The following is a 20,524-nucleotide window of genomic DNA, read 5'->3' as shown; positions in this document are numbered from 1 at the left end:
CGGGAGGTGAGCGGCGTGGCTGAGGTCAACCGGATCGACGGGCGGCCGGTCATCGACTACATGGCCCGCGACTACGAGAGCCTGCTCGTGGCGATGCGGCAACGGATCCCGGAGAAGCTGCCCGAGTGGCGCGGCCACGCCTCCGAGTCGGACTTCGGCAACGTGCTGCTCGAACTGTTCGCGCACCTGGGCGACATCCTCAGCTTCTACCAGGACCGGGTGGCCAACGAGAGCTTCCTCGGCACGGCACGGACCCGGCGCAGCGTAATCGAGCATCTGCGGCTGATCGGCTACGAGCTGGGCACCGCGGCGCCCGCGTCGGCCGAGCTGATCCTGTCGGTGCCCCACGACGTGACGGCCAAGGTGACGATCCGGCGGGGCGACGCATTCGCCACCGCCTCCGAACGCGACCGGCCCAGCGTCCGCTTCGAGTACACCCGCGACGATCCGATGGAGGTCGACTTCGGTACGGCGGACGTCGACCCGGGAACCGGCCGCAGGGTGTCGCGCGCCGTGCCGGTCGAGGAGGGCCGGCTGTTCACCGGCCGGCTGCTCGGCACCTCCGACGGCTCCACCGACCAGCGGTTCACCCTGCCGCACCCCGGCGTGATCCTGCGCCCGCCCGGCGCTGCCCTGCCCGGCGACATCACGGTTACCGTCACCCTGCCGGACGACGCCGTGCCGCCGCAGAAGTGGACGCTGCGCGACTCCCTGGCGTTCAGCGGTCCGGCCGACCACCACTTCGCGGTCCGCGTCGACGACCAGGACCGCGCCGCCGTGGCGTTCGGTGACGACCGGTTCGGCGCGATACCGGACCCGGGCGCGCGGGTGACCGCCACCTACCGGGTCGGCGGCGGCGCCGGCGGCAACGTGCCGCCCGGCACGATCAGCGTGATCCTGGACGCGCCGGCCCTGGCGAAGCTCGGCGCCGGCGTCACCAATCCGATCGGCGCGGCCGGCGGCGCCGACCGGGAGAGCATCGAGCACGCCGTACGGCACGCGCCCGCGGTGTTCCGGTCGCTGCGGCGCGCGGTCACCACCGCCGACTACGAGGCGATCGCGCTCAGCTTCAAGGGCGTCGCCAAGGTACGCGCGGTCGCGACCAGCTGGAACGAGGTCACCCTGTTCGTCGCGCCCGAGGGGGGCCGCCGCGGTGAGCACGTCAGTGACGTGCTGGAGGCGAACCTGCGGGCGTTCTTCGAGGACAAGCGGATGCTCAGCCAGATCGTCGAGATCGCCGACGTCGACTACGTGCCGATCCGGGTGACCGCCGAGGTGGCAGTGGAGAGCTACCACGTCGTCGACGACGTGCTGGCCCGGGTGCGCAGGGCGGGCGCCGACCTGCTCGCCTTCGAGCGGGTCGGGTTCAACGAGACGGTGTTCCTGAGCCGCTTCTACGAGCGCTGCCAGGACGTGCCCGGGGTGCAGTTCGTCAACATCACCGAGTTCCGCCGCGGGGACCGCGACGGCGGCCCGGTCGAGACGGACGGGGTGATCACGCTGGGCCCCGACGAGATCCCGATCGTGCCGGCCGTCCCGGGATACGAGGACGGGATGAAGGTCGAGCTCGTGCCGAGGGTGCGCTGACATGCTGCTGGCCGGGATCATCGCCGTTGCCCACCCGGAGGGCAACCGCATAGACCTGACCTGGACCGCTCCCCCGTCCGGCGTCGGGGTGCGGGTGGTGCGGCGCGAGGGCGGGCACCCGGCCGGCCCGGACGACGGCACCCTCGTCGCCGAGGGGCTCGGCCTGGCCGCCGTAACGGACGACGACCTGCGCGCCGAGACGGTCCACTACTACACGCTGTTCCCGTACACCCAGAACCCGCGCGCCTACCAGGCGGACCCGGGCAACCGGGCCGCGGCCACCGCCCTCGCCCGGTACGACTTCGGCGGCCTGATGTTCCGGATGCTGCCCGCCCTGTACCACCGCTACGACGCCCTGCGGCTGCCGGCGGCCGGCGCCGTCGCGCCGGAGGACGAGGACAAGGGTCAGCTGCGCCGTTTCCTGGACCTGCCCGGCGGCGAGCTGGACCGGATGTACAGCCTGGCCCGGGCCCTGCTGAACGTCGTCGACCTGGACCGCGCCGACGGGGCGCTGCTGCCGCTGCTGGCCGACTGGATCGGCTGGCGTACCGACTTCAGCCTGCCGGTGGCCGCGCAGCGCAACGAGATCCGGTACGCGCCCCGCGTCTACCAGACCATCGGTGGGCTGGACGCGCTGGCCGCGACGGTCACCCGGGTCACCCGCTGGCCCAGCCGCACCAAGGAGTACGTCCACAACGTGGCCCGTACCAATCAGCCGGAGCGGCTCAACCTGTGGTCGCTGACCCGCACCAAGGAGGGCACGCCCGGCGCGGCCGGCCTCGCCTCGGTCAACTTCGCGTACGACGGGCGGCCGGTGCTCCAGGATCTCGGCGGCGGCGCGCTGCTGGCCGTCTATCACACGCACCGGCGGCACGGCTGGGACATCTGGGCGAAGCAGCACACCGGGACCGGATGGGAGCCGAGCGCACCGGTGGTCACCCGGCCCGGCATCGACAAGCACCCGGTCGTGGCCCGGATCGGTGACCGGGTGTGGGTGTTCTGGCAGAGCCTCGACCCGGCCGAGCCGCGGCCGATCTGGCGGATCTGGTCCGTGACCCGCGCGGGCAACGGCCCCTGGAGCGAGCCGGAGCCCTTCCGCGACGCGGCGACGCAGCGGGAGTCCCCGGCAGCGACCACCGACCCGGACGGGTTCTGGCTGTTCTGGCAGGAGGGTGGCGAGGTCCGGTACAACCGGCACAACGGCGACGACTGGCAGCTGGACCGGCCCGCGGCGCTGCCCGGCGAAGGGCCCGGCGAGGACGCGTACGTGCTGGTGGCCGGCGGCCGGCTGTGGCTGTTCTGGACCCGTGAGGGACCGGCCGGACCACCCGGGCAGACCCGGCGCACCATCGCCTACCGGGTGAAGCAAGGACTCGACCCGGCCGTGCCGGACTGGTCGGACGTGCGGACCGTACCCAAGGGCGAGGACGGCGACTACCACGACCGGTACCCGTACCCGCGGGCCGTCACCGGCGGGGTCGAGCTGCTGTGGAGCACCACGGCCGCCGGCGGTCCGACGCTGGTCGCGGCCACCGTCGCCCCGGCCACCAACACCTGGAGCCCGCCAAAAACGATCATGAGTGGCCCGTACGCGAGCAGGGGTGTGGCCGTGAGCGGCCCGCCGGACGGACCGTCGCTGGTCCTGTTCCGCTCGAACCGCAGCACCGAGAGCGCCGCCGGCCTCGACAACCGGTTCGCCGGCACCACCACCGTGGACTCGCGGTGGACGCAGAAGCTGGACCGGCTCGGCACGTTCGAGGACTTCCAGACCTATCTGCCGCACGCCCGCGCCGGGCAGGGCGGCACCCGCGACCGGATCGCCCGGCACACCGTCGGCGTGTTCATGGAACCGGACACCGCCGACCGCGCGCAGATCGAAGCCGCGGTGGTCCGTCTCGCCGGGGCCCTGCCCGACTTCCTGCCGGCGACCGCTCGGACCGTCCTGATCACCCCGTAGGAGAGACGATGGCCGACTATTCCATCCTGCCGGAGCGGCAGCTCGCGGCCGCCCGGGAACAGGGTTACATCGGCCTGCACATCGAGCAGGGCGTGCCGATCCTGGACCGCGACCTGAACCTGATGCACGACCTGATCGCGGAAACGGTCCGGGAGATCGCCACCCGGTACATCGGGGACGGGTCGCCGGCCGGCGCCGGCGGTTTCACCGTGCAGGCCCTGCCGGCTCCGGCTCACGAGCAGGACTTCCTGATCGCGGCGGGCACCTCGTCGCTGCCCGGCCGCTGCCTGGTCGCCGGCATCGAGGCGGTGATCACCGAACCGATCCGCTACCGGGAGCAGGCCGGTGCGACCGAGCTGCGGACACCCGGCGACACCCAGCCGAACCCGCGGATCGACACCGTCTACCTGGACGTGTTCGTCGCCGAGGTGGAGGCGGGCACCGACGTGTCGCTGCGCAACCCGCTGGACGTCGGCGTGCAGACCTCGGTGCGGCTACAGCCTCGCTGGATGGTGCTGGTCGCCGAGGACGGCGGGCTGCCGCCCGCGCCGCCCGGCCACAACTTTTACGTTCTGGCCCGGCTGACCCGCCCGCGGGGCAACGCCACGATCACCGCGCAGATGATCACCGATCGGCGGCAGAGCGGGCTGACCGTCTCCGACCTGGAACGCCGGCTGCGGCGGGTCGAGACGGCCCTGCTGCCCGCCTTCGTCAACCCGCAGTTCACCCCGAAGCTGGGCGCGCCCGGCGACGAGGTGCAGATCTTCGGCACCAACTTCAACGTCGGCGCCGCCCAGGTCTTCTTCGGGGACGTCGCGGCCGCCGCCACCACGGGCGGCTCGGCCACCCGGCTCACCACCCGCGTACCGCGCGGCGTCGCCACCGAGGGGGAGGCGGTGCAGGTGCTGCTGAGCGTGGAGAACGCGGCCGGGCGTACCGCGACCAACGCGGCGTTCACCGTGCTGCCGTCGCCCGCCTTCGCGGCGCCGGGTGCTCAGTTCGAGCCGGACACCGGCGACAAGGACACCGAGGTCACCCTGCACGGCGCCAACTTCAACGCCCCCGGGCTGGTCGTCAAGTTCGGCTCGGTCGCCGCCACCTCGCTGAGCGGGCAGACGTCACGGCAAGTGAAGGTACGGGTGCCGCCAGGGCTAGTGCCCGCGGGGAGCGCGAGCAGCACCGTCACGGTCACGGTGACCACGGACGCCGGGACCGTCGTGAGCGACGACCAGTTCGTGGCCACCCAGGCGGTGCCGGCGCCCGCGTTCGTCACGAGCGGTCCGCAGTTCACACCGAAGCTGGGCTCGCGCGGCGACGAGATCACGCTCAACGGAACCAACTTGAACATCGCGCCGCTGACCGTGAAGTTCGGCGCCACCCCGGCGCCGAACGTCACGTCCACGACGGCCACAACGATCAAGGTCAAGGTGCCGGTCGTGCCGCAACCGCCGCAGACCGTGCGGATCACCGTCGAGACGCCGGGCGGCATCGCGGAGAGCACATCCACCTTCACCGTCAACGGTTGACGCCACGAGGAGGCCGACCATGGCATTCGAGGTCCATCCACACGCACCCGGCAACCCGGCGACCGACCCGCTCAAGGTCGCAAAGAACTCCGAGCAGTCCAGCACGTTCACCCAGATCACCGGCCCGCCGGTGATCAGCAACTCGTACGAGAAGATGATGTATCTGCGGGTGGCGAAGTCCGGGACCGGCGCGCCGCCGACCCTGTCGCTGCAGACCGGGCTGGGCCCGCCGGTGGTCGCCACCAGCACACCGACCGCCGTCTACCGGGGACCGAACCCGTCCGACTACGTCGGCGACGTGCAGCTCTTCGTCGCCGGCGAGGCGGCCGGGGTCTGGCAGCTCCGGATGGGCTTCGACCAGAACACCAGCGAGACCTGGCAGCTGGTCATCCACAACAACGACCCGGTCCTCGACCAGGAGTTCACCTGGGTGGTGGCCGGCAGCGTGGCCGAGACCGCCCAGCCGTGGATCGCGGTCTCCCCGGGCATACTGCCGATCTCCTCGCTGGTGAACCGGCAGAACTCCACCGACCTGAAGATCGAGCAGAGCGTGCAGGTGGCCAACCGCGGCACCGCCGCGCTGACCGTCACCACCGTGAGCCCGGCGCCGGCCGCCCCGCTCGAGCTGCGTACCCCGCTGCCGTTCACCGTGCCGCCGGGCGGCGTGCAGGACCTGGTCGTGCGGTACACGCCGCCGAGCACCGGGCCGGCCCAGACGGCCGCGGACGTCATCGTGACCGCCGGCCCGCCGGACACCACGGCGGGGACCTCACCCGGGCACAACCAGCGGATCCAGATCACCGCGAAGGCACAGGCGCTGGAGATCGTCCTGCTGCTCGACGACTCCGGCAGCATGGGCTGGGATCCGCTCGGCACCTTCCTGCCGCCGAACGCGCCGAACGCCCGCTGGTCGGAGCTGGAATCGGCGGCCAACAACTTCCTCGACCTGCTCGCCCACTTCGGCGCCGGGCGCGGCAGATTCGGGGTGGCCCGCTTCCCGGCGCCCGACCCGAACAACCCGTCGACCTTCGACCTGGTGCCGATGACCGACATCACCCCGAACATGGCGGCCGCCCAGACCGCGATCTCGAACGTCGAGCCGTTCAACAGCACGCCGATGGGCGACGGCCTGAGCCGGGTCCTCGGCCCGCCCGGCTACTTCAGCCAGCAGGTCGACAACCGGCGCTGGCTGATCCTGATGAGCGACGGCGCGCACAACTCGGGCACCCGCAACCCCCGGGACTTCATCGCGGCCGGCAACTCCCCGCTCGACCGCAAAATCAGCATCTTCGCCGTCGCGTACGGCATCGAGGGGCACACCGACGTCGACCACGTACTGCTCAAGGACCTGGTCGACACGTCCATGCTCGGGCAGATCCGGCACGTCAACGAGGAGGGTGTCACCGCCATCACCCTGGCCGCACAGCTGCGCGACACCATCAAGTCCGGGCTCACCGGGGCCACCTCGCCGCTCGACCCGACCGGCCGGTTCATCATCTCCACCCAGCGCGAGGCCCGGCACGACGTGGTGATCACCCCGTACGACTCCCGGGCGGCGTTCGTCCTGAACTGGAACACCCCGGACCCGGGCCGGCTGCGCCTCGAGCTGATCACACCCGCGCACAACCGGCTCACCCCGGAGGACGTGCAGGCCGGGCGGTTCCCCGGCGTGCAGTTCCGGGGTGGCAACCGATCACAGATGTACCTGGTCGACCCGGGTTTCCTGCCCGGTCAGGCCGGCACCTGGACGTTCGTCGTCACCCACCCGCAGATCATCATCGGAGTCGCGGACGGGGTCTCCGGCGTCTCGGAGTTCGAGGACTACCTGTACGACACGGTGGTCGACTCCACCCTGCGCCTGGAGCTGAACGCCGACCGTGACACCTACTTCGCCGGCGACCCGATCACCATCTCGGCCCGGCTCACCGCCCGCGGCCTGCCGGTCCGCGACGCCCAGGTGTTCCTCTCCACCACCCGGCCCGGGCAGTCGTTCACCAACTGGCTGGCCGCGCTGACCGTGCCCGAGCAGGCGTTGCAGCAGGCCCGCAGGGAGCTGCAGGGCAAGGACAGCACCCCCATCCTGATCAAGCAGCGGGGCGCGCAGATCGCCGGGCTCACCTTCCCGGGCAGCCCGGCCGGGCTCACCCTGCCGATGGCCGATCAGCGGCGTGTCGGGACGTACCGCGCGACCGTCCCGGGGACCGGCACGACCGTGCCCGAGCGCTACACCTTCTACGTCACCGCGATCGGGGTCACCATCGACGGCGTCAGCTTCCGGCGGGAGGCCAAGATCGAGACGCGGGTGATGGTCCGGCCGCACCCGGCGTTCACCCAGGTCTCGGTGGTCGAGGTGGGACCCGGCCTGGCCGCGGTGAAGGTCGTGCCGAAGGACGCCTTCGGCAACGTGCTGCAGGTCGACCCGGGGGTGTCCAGCCTCGACATCGTCGTCAAGGACGGCACGATCGCGGACATCGACACCGCGCTCGACGGCTCCTACACGACGCTCGTCTCGTACAACCCCAAGAAGAAGGCCCCGTCGGTCAGCCTCGACTACGGAGGTTTCAAGGTCGTCGACCCGATCCGGGTCAACCCGTTCGAGACGTTCCAATATCCGGATCGAGTCGTCGAGTTCGTGGCCGGGCCGGTGACCAGGACCAACAAACACCCGGATCCGGAGGCGGCGCTCGGCACCATGGTGGGCCGCAAGCCGGACCAGCTCGTGGCGATCGGCGCGAACGGCCGGCTCGCCGTCGCCGTCGACGGCCACGTGATCAAGTCGGACGCCGACGACGACGTGACCGTGTTCGTCGCCGACACCCCGGACCTGCGCAGCTACCGCGTGGAAGCGCTGAACGCGGACAACGGCGATTGGGTCCTCCTCGGCGACTCGATCGGCGTGACCCAGTCGTTCCCGCTCAAGAACGCCGGCCTGGTCACCACACCCGCCGTCCGGATCCTGGACACCAGCGGGCGTACCCGCGACGCCGACCTGAACCTGCTGGACGGGCCCGGCGTCAACATCCGAGGCGTGGGCTTCCTGTCGGTGGTCCGCGAACCCAAGCGCACCCTCCAGCCGTATCCGGAGATCCGCAAGGGTGCCCGCAACCACCCGGTCAAGACGCTGCAGTACCTGCTGCGCGCCCGCGACCACCGGGTGGCCGTGGACGGCGTCTTCGGCCCGGACACCGACTCGGCGGTCCGCGCCTTCCAGAAGCAGAAGAAGCTGTCCGTCGACGGCATCGCCGGGCCGCAGACCTGGCGCGCGCTGATCGTCACGGTTCAGCGCGGCAGCGAGGGCGACGCCGTGCGCGGCGTGCAGGAGGAGTTCCAATTCCGCAACCTGTCCGGCGACCCGGACAAGGCCCCGCGCGTGGACGGCGAATTCGGCCCGAAGACCGAGGCCGCCGTGCGCGCCTTTCAACGGGCCATCGCAGCGGACGTGGCGCACTTCCCGGTGGACGGAATCGTGGGCCCGCTCACCTGGCAGGCCCTGATCAGCGGAATGCTGTCCGGCTAGGACTCGCGACTGTCCGCCGGCGTCAAGCAGCGGCTCCCGTTCATGAACGGGAGCCGCTGAGCCCACTGTCGTGTCCCGGTCAGGGCTGAGGTACGTCCCACAGCGTGAGGGCGTAGGTCTGCAAGATGGAGGCCACCGGCTGGTAGAACGTGGTGCCGCCGCTGGAGCAGTTGCCGGAGCCGCCGGAGAGCATCCCGAGTCCGATGCTTCCGCCGTCGTACAGCGGGCCGCCGCTGTCACCCGGCTCGGCGCACGCATCCGTCTTGATCAGACCGTTGACCGTCACTCCGTTGGAATAGGTCACGGTCGCGCCCACTGCCTTGACATGGCCGCCCCGGACACCGGTGGTGCTTCCGCTGCGCCGGATCGACAGACCCACGACGGCGTCGCCCGCGCTCGTGATGAACTTCCCGCTGCCCGCTACCGTGCCGTAGACGTGGATTCCGGCAGTGTCGTACTCGACGAGGCCCCAGTCACCACCGGCGCCGAACACGCTCAGGCCCGTGTTGTGGCCGAGACGGCTGCTCAGACCCTGGTTGGCGTACCACACAGAGCCATCCTGCGTGCAATGTCCGGCCGTGATGAAGAAGTGCCTGCCGAAACCGTCGAACACGTTGAAGCCGAGAGAGCATCGTTCCGTACCCAGTGAAGTGCCGGCGTAGATGGCTGTGCCGTCCAACATGGTCGGGCCGGCGAACTCGCCCAGCCTTCCGTTGAGCTGCTCGATTCTGACCGCCGCACCGAGCTTGCGGACGACCGATTCGAGCTTGGCAAGTTTCGTTCCCTTGACGGACTGGTCCACGGAGACCACGACCTGGTCGGTGGCCGGGTCGATGGCCCATGCGGTGCCGGGGATCCGGGCGGAACGGTCGAGGACCTCGGTCGCCCGATCGAGATCGGCCTGGCTGCGAGCGACCGTACGGGGGACCGCGCCCGCGGCGCGTACGATCTGGGCGGCAGAGACGTCGGCGACTGTGACCACGAGCTTGCCCGTAGCCTGGTCGATGTATGAGCCCGCGCTGCGGGCGCCCAGGCGCTGCTCCAGCCTGGTCGCGAGACCTGCCAGATCTTGGCTGCTGGCCGACGCCGCAGTTTGCGCCGGCGGCGACGCTGCAGCCGGCATGTTCGGCAGGACCGCCGAGAAAGCGGCTGCGAGCGCTATCACGGCAGCGGATGAGAATGACGCAATGCGAGGCTTCACCTTAATTCCTCTCGTCCGGACTTCGTTGCCGGCTCCTATGGGCGTTGCCGTGGCCGGCGGCTCTCTGTGGGTCGCTCGGATCCACGATGACCGTCCGCGCGAGGCCGGACGAGGTCCGCGACCGGCACTTCTCCGGCATTGCCTGTCGATCTGCCACCGAAGGTCGGCGCCGCTACGCGGGTCGGAGCCGGCGGCACGCTTCCAGAAATCCGGGTAGCGCTACCGGAAGTCTGCGTACACGTGTTGTGAGGTCATCCGTCCTCATCGCCGCGCCTGATACCTGGCTCGATGTCGACCACGATCATCTTGTCTTGCCGGTACGAATCCAGATCGGGCGTGTTCCACTGCTCGCCCTGTCGAACCTGGTGGAACCGGAACGTCGCGTTCGTATCGTTCGCACCGACGATGCAGCGCACTGGGCTTGGCGGGTCGAGTGCGTGGACCAGTCGGCTGAACTGCAGCGCGAACGCGAGGCTGTGCAACAGCAAGACTCGCTGGCTGCTGTCAGAGATCAGCGGAGCGTCATCGACGACGATGGCAACGTCCACCGGGACGAAGTCTTCGATGTGAATCGAGCTGTCGGCGCACTCCCACGCCGTCAGATCCTGAAAGAACGACGGCGCGCCAGCGGCCGCCCCAACCGAGTCTGCCCACGTCAGGACCGCGCCTCGGCGGGTTATGCCGCAATCTATGCGTCGTTGAAGACCGACGGACAGACCGCCCGGCGGCGCCGCGCCATGCATTCCATTGGTCACCCCGAGCGCTTGGACCGCAGCGTCGTTCAGTTTGAGCGTGAGCACGCCGTCATGATTCCAGCACTCCCCTCGATCGCCTCGACTCGCAACGTCGCCTGCCGCATGTTTCGGGTGGGTCAGGTCGCGGGGTCGCCGGGTGGGGCGCGGGCGCCTTCCATCCCCTTCGTGCCGGTCCGGCGAAGCCGGGGGTACGGGACCAGCGCCCGTACCCCCGCTCCCCCGGTCAGCTCAACGAGAACTTCTGCGCCGCGCTGCCGTTGCAGTCGTAGATCTGCAGGCGGGTGCCGTTGGCGGAGGCGCCGCCGGGCGCGTCCAGACACCGGCCGGACTGCGGATTGCGCAGGGAACCGTCGGCCTGCTGCTGCCAGACCTGACCGCCGACGCCGTTGCAGTCCCAGAGCTCCACCTGGGTGCCGTTGGCCGTCCCGTTGCCGATGACGTCGAGGCAGCGGCCCAGGGTGCGAAGCGAGCCGTTGGCGTTGTGGAACCAGTGCTGGTCCACTGCGTACGACTGGCAATCCCACAGCTGCACGGCCGTACCGTTGCCGCCGGTGTCGTCGGCCGCGACGTCCACGCACTTGCCGGCGGGGCCGACAGTGGCACCGCCGCCGTTCACGGCGAACTTCTGGGCGGCTGACCCGTTGCAGTCCCAGATCTGCAGGCGAGTGCCGTTGCCGGTCGCGCCGTTGGGCGAGTCGAGGCACCGGCCGGACTGCGGGTTGCGCAGCGAGCCGTCGGCCTGCTGCACCCACTTCTGTCCGCCGACACCGTTGCAGTCGTACAGCTCGACCTGGGTGCCGTTGGCTGCGCCGTTGCCGTTGATGTCGAGGCAGCGGCCGAGCGTGCGCAGCGTGTTGTCGGCGAAGTGCGCCCAGTGCTGGTCGGACGCGTACGACTGGCAGTCCCACAACTGCACGGCGGCGAGGTTCTGGCCGGTGTCGTCGGCGGCCACGTCCACGCATTTGCCGCCCGGGCCCGTAATCGTCCCCTTCGGACCGTTGGGCACATTGGTCTGCCCGGAGTAGCCCACCGACACGATGTTGGCCTGCACCGCGTTGTCCGCGGCGTCCGTCGGGTAGCCCGAGGTCATCACGCCCTCGAAGAACGTACCCATGTTGCGGTTGCTGTTGTCACCTCCCGTGCCGAGGATGATCGAGCCTTCCTGGTGCATCGGGATGTAGCCCCCGCGGTTGGGCAGCGCGCCGTTCCACCAGGTGCTCAGGCCGCCGGACTGCGAGTTGCCGCCCTTGAGCGCGTACGTCGTCTGGCCGTTGTTCTTCAGCAGCGCCGTGACGAAGGCGCTGTTGTTGCCCAGGTTCGCCGTGTTGGAGCCGTTGGCGCCCTGGAACATGCCGTTCTCGAGGTCCGCCTCGACCCACGGCCCGGAGCCGGTGCACGGCGCGAAGTAGCAGGTGGTGGCGATGCTGACGGCGTCCATGTGACCGTTGCCGGTGTCGGCGACCTGCGCCTCGGCGTTGCCGTAGTCGAAGCAGCAGTCGGAGCCGACGTGCGTCCCGCTGGCCACCATGTACATGCCTTCCGGTGCGCCGTTCTGGGCCACCCCGGAACCGACGTAATGCCGGTAACCGTGCTGAGGGGAGATCCAGATCCCGTACGCCTTGTGGCCGCCGGCCGTGATCGCGATCTCGCTCGCATCGGCCGGGTAGTCGGCCGGTCCGGCGGTCCCGGCGGGCGATACGGTCAGGTCGTTGTGCCGGGCGCTCTGGTCGTAGATCTTCGTGATGCCGCAGGTGGTGCCGTTGCAGAAGGCGTCGTGTTCGCCGGCGTTGGCGTACCCGCCGGCGGCGAGCAGACCGACGTCGTGGGTGGCGCGGTCGGAGGCGCGGGTGAGCTGGTAGAGCGGTCCGGCGTACGCGGCGAACAGCGCACGCACGGTGCTGTGGGCGGCGACGCAGGGCGTGCCTGCCGCGCCGTAGATGTCACAGGGCAGGGACGTGGCGGCGGAGGCCGCGCCTGGCATGCCGAACAGCGTGCCGAGGACGAGAGCCAGCGCCGCACCGATGGCGAGGAGCCGGGAGCGGGGTCTGCGCATGGGGATGCACTCCTGACGACCGTCTGCGCAGTGCCGGCATGGCAGACATTGACGATGGTCGACCTTATGAACGGGAAGTTACGCTCCCTGGTCGATCCAGTCAATATCCGATCGCAAATGTTGCTTTTTGTTCGATCGCTCGGTATGCCCGGCCGCCGGCCGGGCGGTCCAGCTGCTGTGATCGCCTTCTCGGCACCGCGGCTGTCCGGCCCTGGCGCCGGAGGCGCACAATGCAGCCGTGGCGAGGCAGACCGTGGTCGGCAAGGTGGGAACCGTGAGCATCGGGATCCGCGGCGGCGACCTCCCCGGGGAGGTGCGGGTGGTGGTGGAAGGGATCGCGCACTACTACCTCGGGTACGCCGCGACGGCGCTGCCCGCCGGCACGGAAATCCTCGTCATCAACAACCGTGGCGCACGTCAGGTCGACGTGGAGCCATGGCCGTCTGTGCCGCGGACGGTTACGCCCGAGGCTTCCTAGAAGGGCTCTAACGTGTTCGGTTATCGGGTGCCCGCCCCCAACGAAGCACTTCTGATCAGCGGTCGGAAGCAGCGTGGGGCGGACGCGTTGCCGTTCAAGATCGTCACTGGGCACGGCGTCTTCGTCCCGCCCGTCATCGCCAAGGCCACCCGCCTCACCCTCGCCATGCAGGAGGCCGAGGTCGTCGAGGACTGCTACACCAAGCAGGGCCTGACCCTCGCCGTACAGGCCGTCATCGCGTTCAAGGTCGGCGACGACCACGAGTCCATCGCCGCCGCGGCACGCCGGTTCCAGGGCGACCAGCGTCAGATGCCCACCCTGGTCGGCCGGATCTTCAGCGGCCACCTGCGCAGCATTATCGGCAGCATGACCGTCGAGGCGATCATCCGCGAGCAGCAGACCCTCGCCGACGCCATCGTCGACGCCAGCAAGACCGAGATGGCGCGGATCGGCCTGGCCGTCGACTCACTGCAGATCAGCAGCATCGACGACAAAGGCGTCGGCTACATCCGGGCGCTCGCGGCCCCGCACCAGGCGAAGGTCAACCAGGACGCGGCGATCGCCCAGGCGGCGGCCGACCAGGCCAGCGCGATGGCTCAGCAGGAAAGCACCAGGTTCCAAGCGGAGTACGCCCGGCAGACGGCCATCGCCCGCGCCCAGTACCAGGCGGAGATCGACCAGGCCCAGCAGACCGCCGCCCAGGCCGGCCCGCTGGCCGCCGCCCGGGCCCAGCAGGACGTGCTGGTCGAACGGTCGCTCGTCGCCCAGAAGAACGCCGAGCTGCGCCAGGCCGAACTGGTCGCCGAGGTCGTCCGCCCCGCCGAAGCCGAGGCCGCGCGGATCCGCACGCTGGCCCGAGCCGAGGCCGACGCCACCAAACTGTCCGCCGAAGCAGCCGCCGCGCAGGACCGGATCGCCCTGGACCAGATGGTCATCCAGCAGCTGCCGGAGCTGCTGCGAGCAGCCGCCCAGGGCCTGCAAGGCGCCAACGTCACCGTCCTCGACGGCGCTGAAGGCCTCAACAGCGTGGTCGCGTCGCTTGCGGCACAGGGCACGGCGGTGCTCGAGACGATCCGCGCCGGCCTGCGCACGAACCCGCCCGGCACCGACGTGGCGCCGCTCAACGGCAACCGGCCCGAGACGCGCCAGAGCGCCTGAGCGCTGTGCGGCATCCTCCCAGGGGGATGCCGCACGGGTCCTCTGATGTCGGATGGTGCTGCCCCTGTTCGTGGAGAACGTAACGGCCGGCCGTCGGTCCGGCACCCACGAAGGGAACTGACATGACCGCTACCTACACCTGGGACGTCTTCTCCACCCTCGACGGGTACGGCTCCTACACCGAAGGCGCCGACTGGGGTGGCTACTGGAGCAAGCAAGGCCCCGAACTCCTTGAGCACCGCGCCGCCCTGTTCGACACCGAGCAGCGGATGGTCTTCGGGGCCACCACCTTCCGGGAGACCGCTGAGATCATGTCCTCGGGCATCGACCCTCACACCCTCGACGAGTGGAACGTCCGGACGATGCGCATGCCGGCGACGGTGATCTCCTCCACGTTGAGAGACACCCTCGGCTGGCCGGACGCAACCATCGTGAGTGGTGACGCCGTGGACATCGTCGCCCGGCTCAAGCAGGAGTCGGACGTACCGTTGCGCTCGCCGGCCAGCCTGTCGCTGAACTGGGCATTGATGGCCGCCGGCCTGGTCGACCGCCTCCAGGTGACGATCTTCCCCGTCATCTCCGGACGGACCGGAACCAGCCCGATCCTCGCAGGCGCCGGCGACTTCGACCTCGAACTCCTCGACAGCCGGACACTCGACGGCCGCACCCAGCAACTCGTTTACCGTCCCACCGTGCGGTGAAGACGTCCCCCGCCGCGTCTCGCGGGACCGGATCACGACGTCAGCCGAGCTCGATCTCCAGCGCTCGGTTTGATCCGGCCCGAACCCGGTTTCCCCGCACGGGGTCGGCGACCGCTGTCACCAGCTGCTTCTTGCCAGCGGTATGCACACGCCGTGCGGGGATCCGGCTACCTCAGGCGGTTCGCCGCCGGCGCGAGCCCACGACCAGCAGTAAACCGGCTGCGATCAGGGCCAGCGCGACGCCGGCCAGCCCCGACCCCGTAAGTGGCAGCTCCGCGGTGCGCTGCAAGTCGGTGATCTCGCCGGTGAGCGCGTCCCCATATGCTGCAAACACCTCCTGGACGCCCTGGGTGATGTCATCAATCCCGTCGTCGTTGCCGGCCGGGCTGACACCGGTTCCGTAGCCAGTGCCAGTGCTGGTCCGCGGGTCGATGCCGTCGGTTCCTGCCGGACTGTCGCAGCCGGTCGGACCGACGGCCAGGCACGCGGCGACGCCGCCGCCGGAGGTGCCGCCGCCTGGGGTCGTCGTCGTGCCGCTCCCGCAGGACGCGGCGTCGCCCAGCACACCGACGACGACGCAGGCCTCGAGCGCCATCGGATCGAGCGCCTCCGCGCCCTCCATGCCATCTGCGCCCGGCTGGTCACCGGATGCGGTTCCGCACCCGACGGTGTCGCCGAGGTGGACGGCTGTCAGGCAGAGATCCACGACGCCTCCGGCGGTGCTCGGCCGAGTCGCCGGTTCGGCGCAGACGGTGGTGGCGTGGAGCACGGCGGCCTCGAGGCAGACGTCCAGGCTCTCCATGTCGAGGGACGCCGCTGTCCGGATGGCGGCTGCCGGTCCGGTGGACGTACCGCGGGTGCCGCAGTCGTCGAGCGTCAAGACGCTCAGACAGGCCGTCGCCGTCGCTGCAGGCCGGGTGGTGTCGGTGATGGTGGGCCGGTTTCTCCGGTCCGGGTTCGAGTGGGCAGTTGCGACGCCGCCGGTAGTGGGCGTGCGGTAGCCGGTGATAGCCGCTGACACGCGGGCTGACGCGAGGTTTCGAGTCACCGTCGCGGTGGTGCGGGCGGTGGTGGTACGACGGTCGGTCTTGTTCGTCATGGTGTGGCCGACCGAGCCGGTCGCGCGGGCGCTGATAGCGCGGGCGCGGGTCCGGTGGGTGGTGTCAGCGGTGTTCCTGAGCAAGGGGCGGGCGTTGAGGTCGAGGCGAAGGCCGATCAGCGTGCCCGCCTCCGCGTGGTGGGCGGTGGTCGTGGCGGGTGCATCCGCGTAGGCGGGGGCCGCGGTCAGCAGCCACCAGCCCGCGGCGCAGCCGGCCGTGGTCAGGCCACGGAGGATCCAGCGGTTCATGAGAAGTCCTACCAGTCTGGGTTCGCCGGTCGCAGTGGGGGCGGCCGGGCTGGGATGGTTTGCGGGTGACGGGACTGGTGGACCGTCAGCCGGGGCGGGTCCCGGGGGCGTACGCGGCCTCGAGGGGCGCGTGGGCGGTGCGCCGCAGCGCGGCCGCGGAGGCCGCCGGCGGGCGGACGGCAAGCGCGGTGGCCGTGGCGGCCAGGGCAGGGGAGTCGGCGCCGGCGGGCATGGCCTGCTCCGGCGCGGGCCAAGCGCGTCGTGCGGGCTGGGCCGGTCCGGGCAGCGGTACGGCAGGCCATGCGCCGGCGGTGGTGGCCCATCCGCCGCGGGCTGCGGCCGTCGCGGCGATCAGCGCAGTGGCATCCGCCGTATCCGTGGCCCTGGCAGCTACGAGGACTGCGGCGGCGATCGCGCTGTCCGCCGGCGACCATGGTCCCGCAAGGCGCGGCGGGTTGACGAGCCGGCCGGCGGGCGGGACGGCGAGTTGCTCGACGAGCCCGGCGCCAGATTCCAGGACGAAACCGCGGACAGGCTCGAGCACCGGCGTGACGACAGACCCGATTACGTGTACGGCGACATGCGCGGAGGTCGTCACGACGGCAAGTACGGGCCGCGTAACGGGCGCGACGTGGGAGCCGATGGGAGCGATCACCCTGTCGGCGACGGCGCCCACTGGCCTGATGACGGTGGAGACGGCGGGGGGAACGGGAGTGGTGGCGCCGGGCCGGACCAGCCGGGAGTCGAGGGGTCCGGCCACTGAGGGTGCGACCGTCTTGGCGGCGACTCGCGACAGCACCGGTGCCGCCGCCGGGTGGATTGCATATCCGGCCCGGCGGGTCGGCGTCTCCGGCCGCAGGGAGGCCTGCCGATCCCCGGTCGGCGTGGCGGGCCTGCCGGCCGTGGAGCCGGGACGCCCGGTTTGTGGCTTGAGGGCCTTGCCGGCGGCAAGCGGCTCCACGCGCGGCCGGGCGGCCGATGGTGCCGGCCGCTTCGCGTCAACGCGCGGCCGGGCGGCAAATGACGCCGGCCGCTTCGCGGCCGTCCGGACGAGCGGATGCACCACGGTGTTCGCCGCCGAGCCGAGGGCGGTGCGGGAGAGCAGGCCGTCGTCGGCGGCGGCCGGGGCGGAGGACAGCAGCAGCGCGCCGGCGGCCGCCGCGAGGCCGAGGCCCGCGCCGATCGCGATCCGGCGCCACTGAATGCTCACCGTCACCCCTCTACGACTCTGCGTCCTCGCTCATAGTGACCGATGCGCCCGTATTTGTGCAATAGGTCCGGCGTATCCCGGCGGACCGGCGTAGCTACGCCCGTGAGCCGCCTGAACGCGCTCTGCGGAAGTGAGCGTCGGACGGGCTTGTGCCGTGCCATCGTGTGGGCCGGCTGGTGCGGTTCACCGAGCCGCGCTCGATCTCACAGTCGCAGCGGTTTTCGTCGAGCGGGACCGGCGAGGGGGATTCGGGCGGTACCGTCGCTGAGGTCATGCCGCGTGAACGGTGGGCCTGCTCATCCGCGGCTGGCTGTGACGGGATGGTTCTGTACTGATCGATGGCGGTACGCCGTCATGGTCAGCGAATCGAGGCATCGGTGCAGCGGGAGAGCCGACTATTCGGCACGTCTGAACGTCGCGGGCAGAGGCCACTGCGCACGTACCTGGCCGGCTTGGTGGCGCTGTTCGTGGTGGCGGGCGTCATATCGCTCGGCTCCGGCTGGGTTCTTGCGGAGCGCGACGGGTTGTCGGTCGCCGGCAAGGACGCGAGGTTCGGCGCCGGAAAGGCCGCTGACGCAATCGGCAACAATCTCGCGGTAATCCGGTCGAGTGTCGATGCGGTGGCGTCGAACCCGGGCGCCGGGAAAGTGTTCTCGGATCCGGCCTCCTGTCAGCTGTCGTTCAACCTGGGCGGCCCCGATGACGGCCACCTGGATGTGCTGGGCCTGGACGGCACGGTCGCATGCTCGTCGCGGGGTCTGACAGGTGACGAAGCTGCCGCGTACCGGAAAGCGTCTTGGTTACCGGCCGTGATCCGGGCGCCGCAGGTGACCGGCCCGGTGACGGATGGCCGGACCGGTCGCCCGGCCGTCCTTGTCACAGCGCCCATGCCCGGGCTGGGGATGGTGGTGGCGTTCGTGGATCTGGTCGGGCTGGGTGCGACGGTCGCCGACCTGTTCGGTGGCCCCCGCGGACTCGAGTTTCTGGTCACGACGGGCGACGGCGGGACCGTTCTGACCCGGTGGCCCGATGGCCGACGATGGGCCGGCACTGCCGTACGGGAAAGCCGCTTCACTGCGCCGGACGCCGCGGGAGAAGGGTCGGATGTCTCGGGCCTGCCCCGGGTATACGGGCGGGCCGGCGTCGACGGCGTGGGGTGGCGGGTGTACGCCGGCGCGGATCGGTCAGCGGCATTGGCCGGCGGGCGCCGGCTGGCAGAGCGGCAGGCTGTGATCGCCGCGATCGGGCTGCTCGCCGGTCTGTTGGCGACCCTGCTCGTATATCGGCGTATCACGCAACCCATCCGGAGGCTGCGCGCGGCGGTGCACGTCGCTGCAACGACCGGCGACCTGGAGAGCGCCGTCACGGTTTCCGGACCGCGGGAAGTCAGCGGCCTCGGAGCGGAGTTCGCCGCCTTGCTCGCCACGGTCGACAGCGAGCTCGCCGAGCGTCGCAGGGCCGAGGAAGTCGCTCGCGAACACGAGCGCAACTACCGGCAGATGTTCGATGCCAGTCCGTACCCGATCTATCTGTATGACGTCGAGACACTGCACATCGTGGCCGCCAACGACGCCGCCGTCGGCTATTTCGGGCACACCCGGGAGCAGCTCCTCGGCATGGCGGTCACCGACCTGTGCCCAGTCGATGACGCGGCGCTGGTGGCACAAGCCGTATCCGCAGCAGCACCAATGGAACGCGGCCGCCGGCTGCGTCACCTCAAGCACGACGGCACGGTCACGGAAGTCGACGTGACCTCACACCTGACCGCCTTCGCCGGGCGCACGGTGCGCTGCGCGGTTCTTGACGACGTCACCGAGCGGGAACAACTGCAGCGACGGCTGCGGCAATCCGAGCGGCTGGAGAGCCTCGGGCAGCTCGCGGGCGGCATCGCCCATGACTTCAACAATCTGCTCGGCATCATCAACGGGTATGCCAGCATGTCCGCCGAGGACGTAAAGGAAAGGACAGCCGGTGACCCTTCCTGGAGCCGTCTGCACGCGGACCTCCTGGAGATCGTCGCAGCCGGGGATCGGGCAGCCGGTCTGACCCAGCAGCTGTTGGCATTCGCCCGCGCGGATTCGCTTACCGAGCTGCAGGTGTTGGATCTCAACAGCGTCGTCGCCAACGTGGAGAAGCTGCTGCGCCGAACTCTCGGCGAGGACATCACCCTCGTCACCCGTCTGACCCCGGAGTCACGGCCCGTCAAAGCCAACGTCGGCCGGCTCGAGCAGGTCCTGGTCAACCTGGCCGTCAACGCCCGCGACGCCATGCCCGACGGCGGCACGCTGACCATCGACACCGACGAGGTGACGGTGGATGAGCACTACACAGCTCAGCACCCCGGCGTGTCCCCCGGCCGCTACATGCGACTGCGGGTGAGCGACACGGGCACCGGAATGAGCAAAGCCACGCTGGATCGAGCCTTCGAACCGTTCTTCACGACCAAGCCGACCGGCCAGGGCACCGGACTCGGCTTGGCCACCATCTACGGGATCATCACCCAGTTCGGCGGCCATGCCCAGATCTACTCCGAACTGGGCCACGGCACGACCGTCGGTGCCCTCCTGCCGATCACCGAGGACCCTTCCGAGAGCCACGAGAAGACGGCGACAGCACCAGAGCCCGGCAATGGGCAGACAATTCTGCTCGCCGAGGACGACGACGGCCTGCGCGCCCTCACCGAACGGATCCTGCACCGCAACGGATACACCGTCCTATCAGCGGCGACGGCCGCTGAAGCACGGGAACTGGCCGGTGCCGCGGATGGTATCGACCTGCTGCTGAGCGACGTGATGATGCCTGACACGCACGGCCCGGACCTTGCCCGGGCCCTGCGCCTTGACCGGCCGTCCCTACCGGTGGTCTTCATGTCCGGCTACGCCGCGTCCGTCCTCGCCGCGCGAAGCGCCCTTCCCCCGGGAGCGGTCCTGTTGGACAAACCCGTCAGTGCCCCTCAGTTGCTCAGCACTATTTCGCGCGTACTCAAGGCGGTTGACCGCATCGCGGCTCCATGACGAGACCGTCGACGCCTTC

The 20,524-nt window shown here is 70.4% G+C and carries 13 protein-coding genes; 8 read left to right on the top strand and 5 right to left on the bottom strand.

The features are described 5' to 3' along the window. The first annotated feature begins 15 nt into the window (after positions 1-15). The 4 genes from AB0368_RS29995 to AB0368_RS29980 are packed head-to-tail and all read left to right on the top strand — an operon-like array spanning position 16 to position 8,587. On the top strand, positions 16-1,587 hold the full coding sequence (locus tag AB0368_RS29995; RefSeq protein ID WP_366157364.1) for a baseplate J/gp47 family protein: 1,572 nt from the start codon (positions 16-18) through the stop codon (positions 1,585-1,587). A 1-nt stretch (position 1,588) separates the two neighbouring features. Beyond that, positions 1,589-3,544, top strand: coding sequence for a hypothetical protein (locus AB0368_RS29990; protein WP_366157363.1), 1,956 nt, complete (start codon positions 1,589-1,591; stop codon positions 3,542-3,544). An 8-nt stretch (positions 3,545-3,552) separates the two neighbouring features. Further along, positions 3,553-5,070, top strand: coding sequence for an IPT/TIG domain-containing protein (locus AB0368_RS29985; protein ID WP_366157362.1), 1,518 nt, complete (start codon positions 3,553-3,555; stop codon positions 5,068-5,070). A gap of 19 nt (positions 5,071-5,089) precedes the next feature. After that, a complete protein-coding gene (locus AB0368_RS29980; RefSeq protein WP_366157361.1) occupies positions 5,090-8,587 on the top strand; it encodes a peptidoglycan-binding protein in 3,498 nt (1,165 codons plus the stop codon). A gap of 79 nt (positions 8,588-8,666) precedes the next feature. On the opposite strand, the gene AB0368_RS29975 is transcribed toward AB0368_RS29980, so the two are convergent. The 3 genes from AB0368_RS29975 to AB0368_RS29965 form a co-directional block, all read right to left on the bottom strand. Then, positions 8,667-9,710, bottom strand: a complete 1,044-nt coding sequence (locus AB0368_RS29975; RefSeq protein ID WP_366157360.1) for a S1 family peptidase — start codon at positions 9,708-9,710, stop codon at positions 8,667-8,669. Between the two features lie 329 nt (positions 9,711-10,039). Next, positions 10,040-10,588, bottom strand: a complete 549-nt coding sequence (locus tag AB0368_RS29970) for a hypothetical protein (RefSeq protein WP_366157359.1) — start codon at positions 10,586-10,588, stop codon at positions 10,040-10,042. 178 nt (positions 10,589-10,766) lie between these two features. Next, the gene (locus AB0368_RS29965; protein WP_366157358.1) at positions 10,767-12,596 is read right to left on the bottom strand and encodes an arabinofuranosidase catalytic domain-containing protein; all 1,830 of its coding nucleotides are present in this window, start codon (positions 12,594-12,596) and stop codon (positions 10,767-10,769) included. Positions 12,597-12,834: 238 nt separating this feature from the next. Between AB0368_RS29965 and AB0368_RS29960 the strand changes: the two genes are divergently transcribed. The 3 genes from AB0368_RS29960 to AB0368_RS29950 all read left to right on the top strand — a co-directional run bounded on the left by AB0368_RS29960 (position 12,835) and on the right by AB0368_RS29950 (position 14,933). Beyond that, positions 12,835-13,074: a hypothetical protein gene (locus AB0368_RS29960; protein WP_366157357.1), complete on the top strand. Its 240-nt coding sequence runs from the start codon at positions 12,835-12,837 to the stop codon at positions 13,072-13,074. A 12-nt stretch (positions 13,075-13,086) separates the two neighbouring features. Continuing rightward, the gene (locus AB0368_RS29955) at positions 13,087-14,232 is read left to right on the top strand and encodes an SPFH domain-containing protein (protein WP_366157356.1); all 1,146 of its coding nucleotides are present in this window, start codon (positions 13,087-13,089) and stop codon (positions 14,230-14,232) included. A 122-nt stretch (positions 14,233-14,354) separates the two neighbouring features. Next, positions 14,355-14,933: a dihydrofolate reductase family protein gene (locus AB0368_RS29950; RefSeq protein WP_366157355.1), complete on the top strand. Its 579-nt coding sequence runs from the start codon at positions 14,355-14,357 to the stop codon at positions 14,931-14,933. Between the two features lie 172 nt (positions 14,934-15,105). Here the strand turns inward: AB0368_RS29950 and AB0368_RS29945 are convergent, their stop codons facing one another. Both AB0368_RS29945 and AB0368_RS29940 read right to left on the bottom strand, forming a co-directional pair. Further along, positions 15,106-16,281, bottom strand: coding sequence for a hypothetical protein (locus tag AB0368_RS29945; RefSeq protein ID WP_366157354.1), 1,176 nt, complete (start codon positions 16,279-16,281; stop codon positions 15,106-15,108). A gap of 85 nt (positions 16,282-16,366) precedes the next feature. Next, positions 16,367-17,491 carry a hypothetical protein gene (locus tag AB0368_RS29940; protein WP_366157353.1) on the bottom strand — a complete coding sequence of 375 codons (1,125 nt, stop codon included), beginning with the start codon at positions 17,489-17,491 and terminating at the stop codon, positions 16,367-16,369. 455 nt (positions 17,492-17,946) lie between these two features. On the opposite strand from AB0368_RS29940, the gene AB0368_RS29935 reads away from it, so the two are divergent. Next, the gene (locus tag AB0368_RS29935) at positions 17,947-20,505 is read left to right on the top strand and encodes an ATP-binding protein (protein ID WP_366157508.1); all 2,559 of its coding nucleotides are present in this window, start codon (positions 17,947-17,949) and stop codon (positions 20,503-20,505) included. The last annotated feature ends 19 nt before the right edge of the window (positions 20,506-20,524 follow it).

Origin of the sequence: Actinoplanes sp. NPDC051475 (assembly GCF_040689425.1) — a bacterium.
Lineage (GTDB): Bacteria > Actinomycetota > Actinomycetes > Mycobacteriales > Micromonosporaceae > Actinoplanes.
Note: the sequence above shows the minus strand (reverse complement) of the source record. Positions and strands in the feature narration are given on the sequence as shown.

Excerpts from the sequence above, each read along its gene's own strand:
- AB0368_RS29990 (WP_366157363.1), top strand. The coding sequence starts at position 1,589 with ATGCTGCTGGCCGGGATCATCGCCGTTGCCCACCCGGAGGGCAACCGC.
- AB0368_RS29985 (WP_366157362.1), top strand. The coding sequence starts at position 3,553 with ATGGCCGACTATTCCATCCTGCCGGAGCGGCAGCTCGCGGCCGCCCGG.
- AB0368_RS29980 (WP_366157361.1), top strand. The coding sequence starts at position 5,090 with ATGGCATTCGAGGTCCATCCACACGCACCCGGCAACCCGGCGACCGAC.
- AB0368_RS29975 (WP_366157360.1), bottom strand. The coding sequence starts at position 9,710 with ATGCCGGCTGCAGCGTCGCCGCCGGCGCAAACTGCGGCGTCGGCCAGC.
- AB0368_RS29965 (WP_366157358.1), bottom strand. The coding sequence starts at position 12,596 with ATGCGCAGACCCCGCTCCCGGCTCCTCGCCATCGGTGCGGCGCTGGCT.
- AB0368_RS29950 (WP_366157355.1), top strand. The coding sequence starts at position 14,355 with ATGACCGCTACCTACACCTGGGACGTCTTCTCCACCCTCGACGGGTAC.
- AB0368_RS29945 (WP_366157354.1), bottom strand. The coding sequence starts at position 16,281 with ATGAACCGCTGGATCCTCCGTGGCCTGACCACGGCCGGCTGCGCCGCG.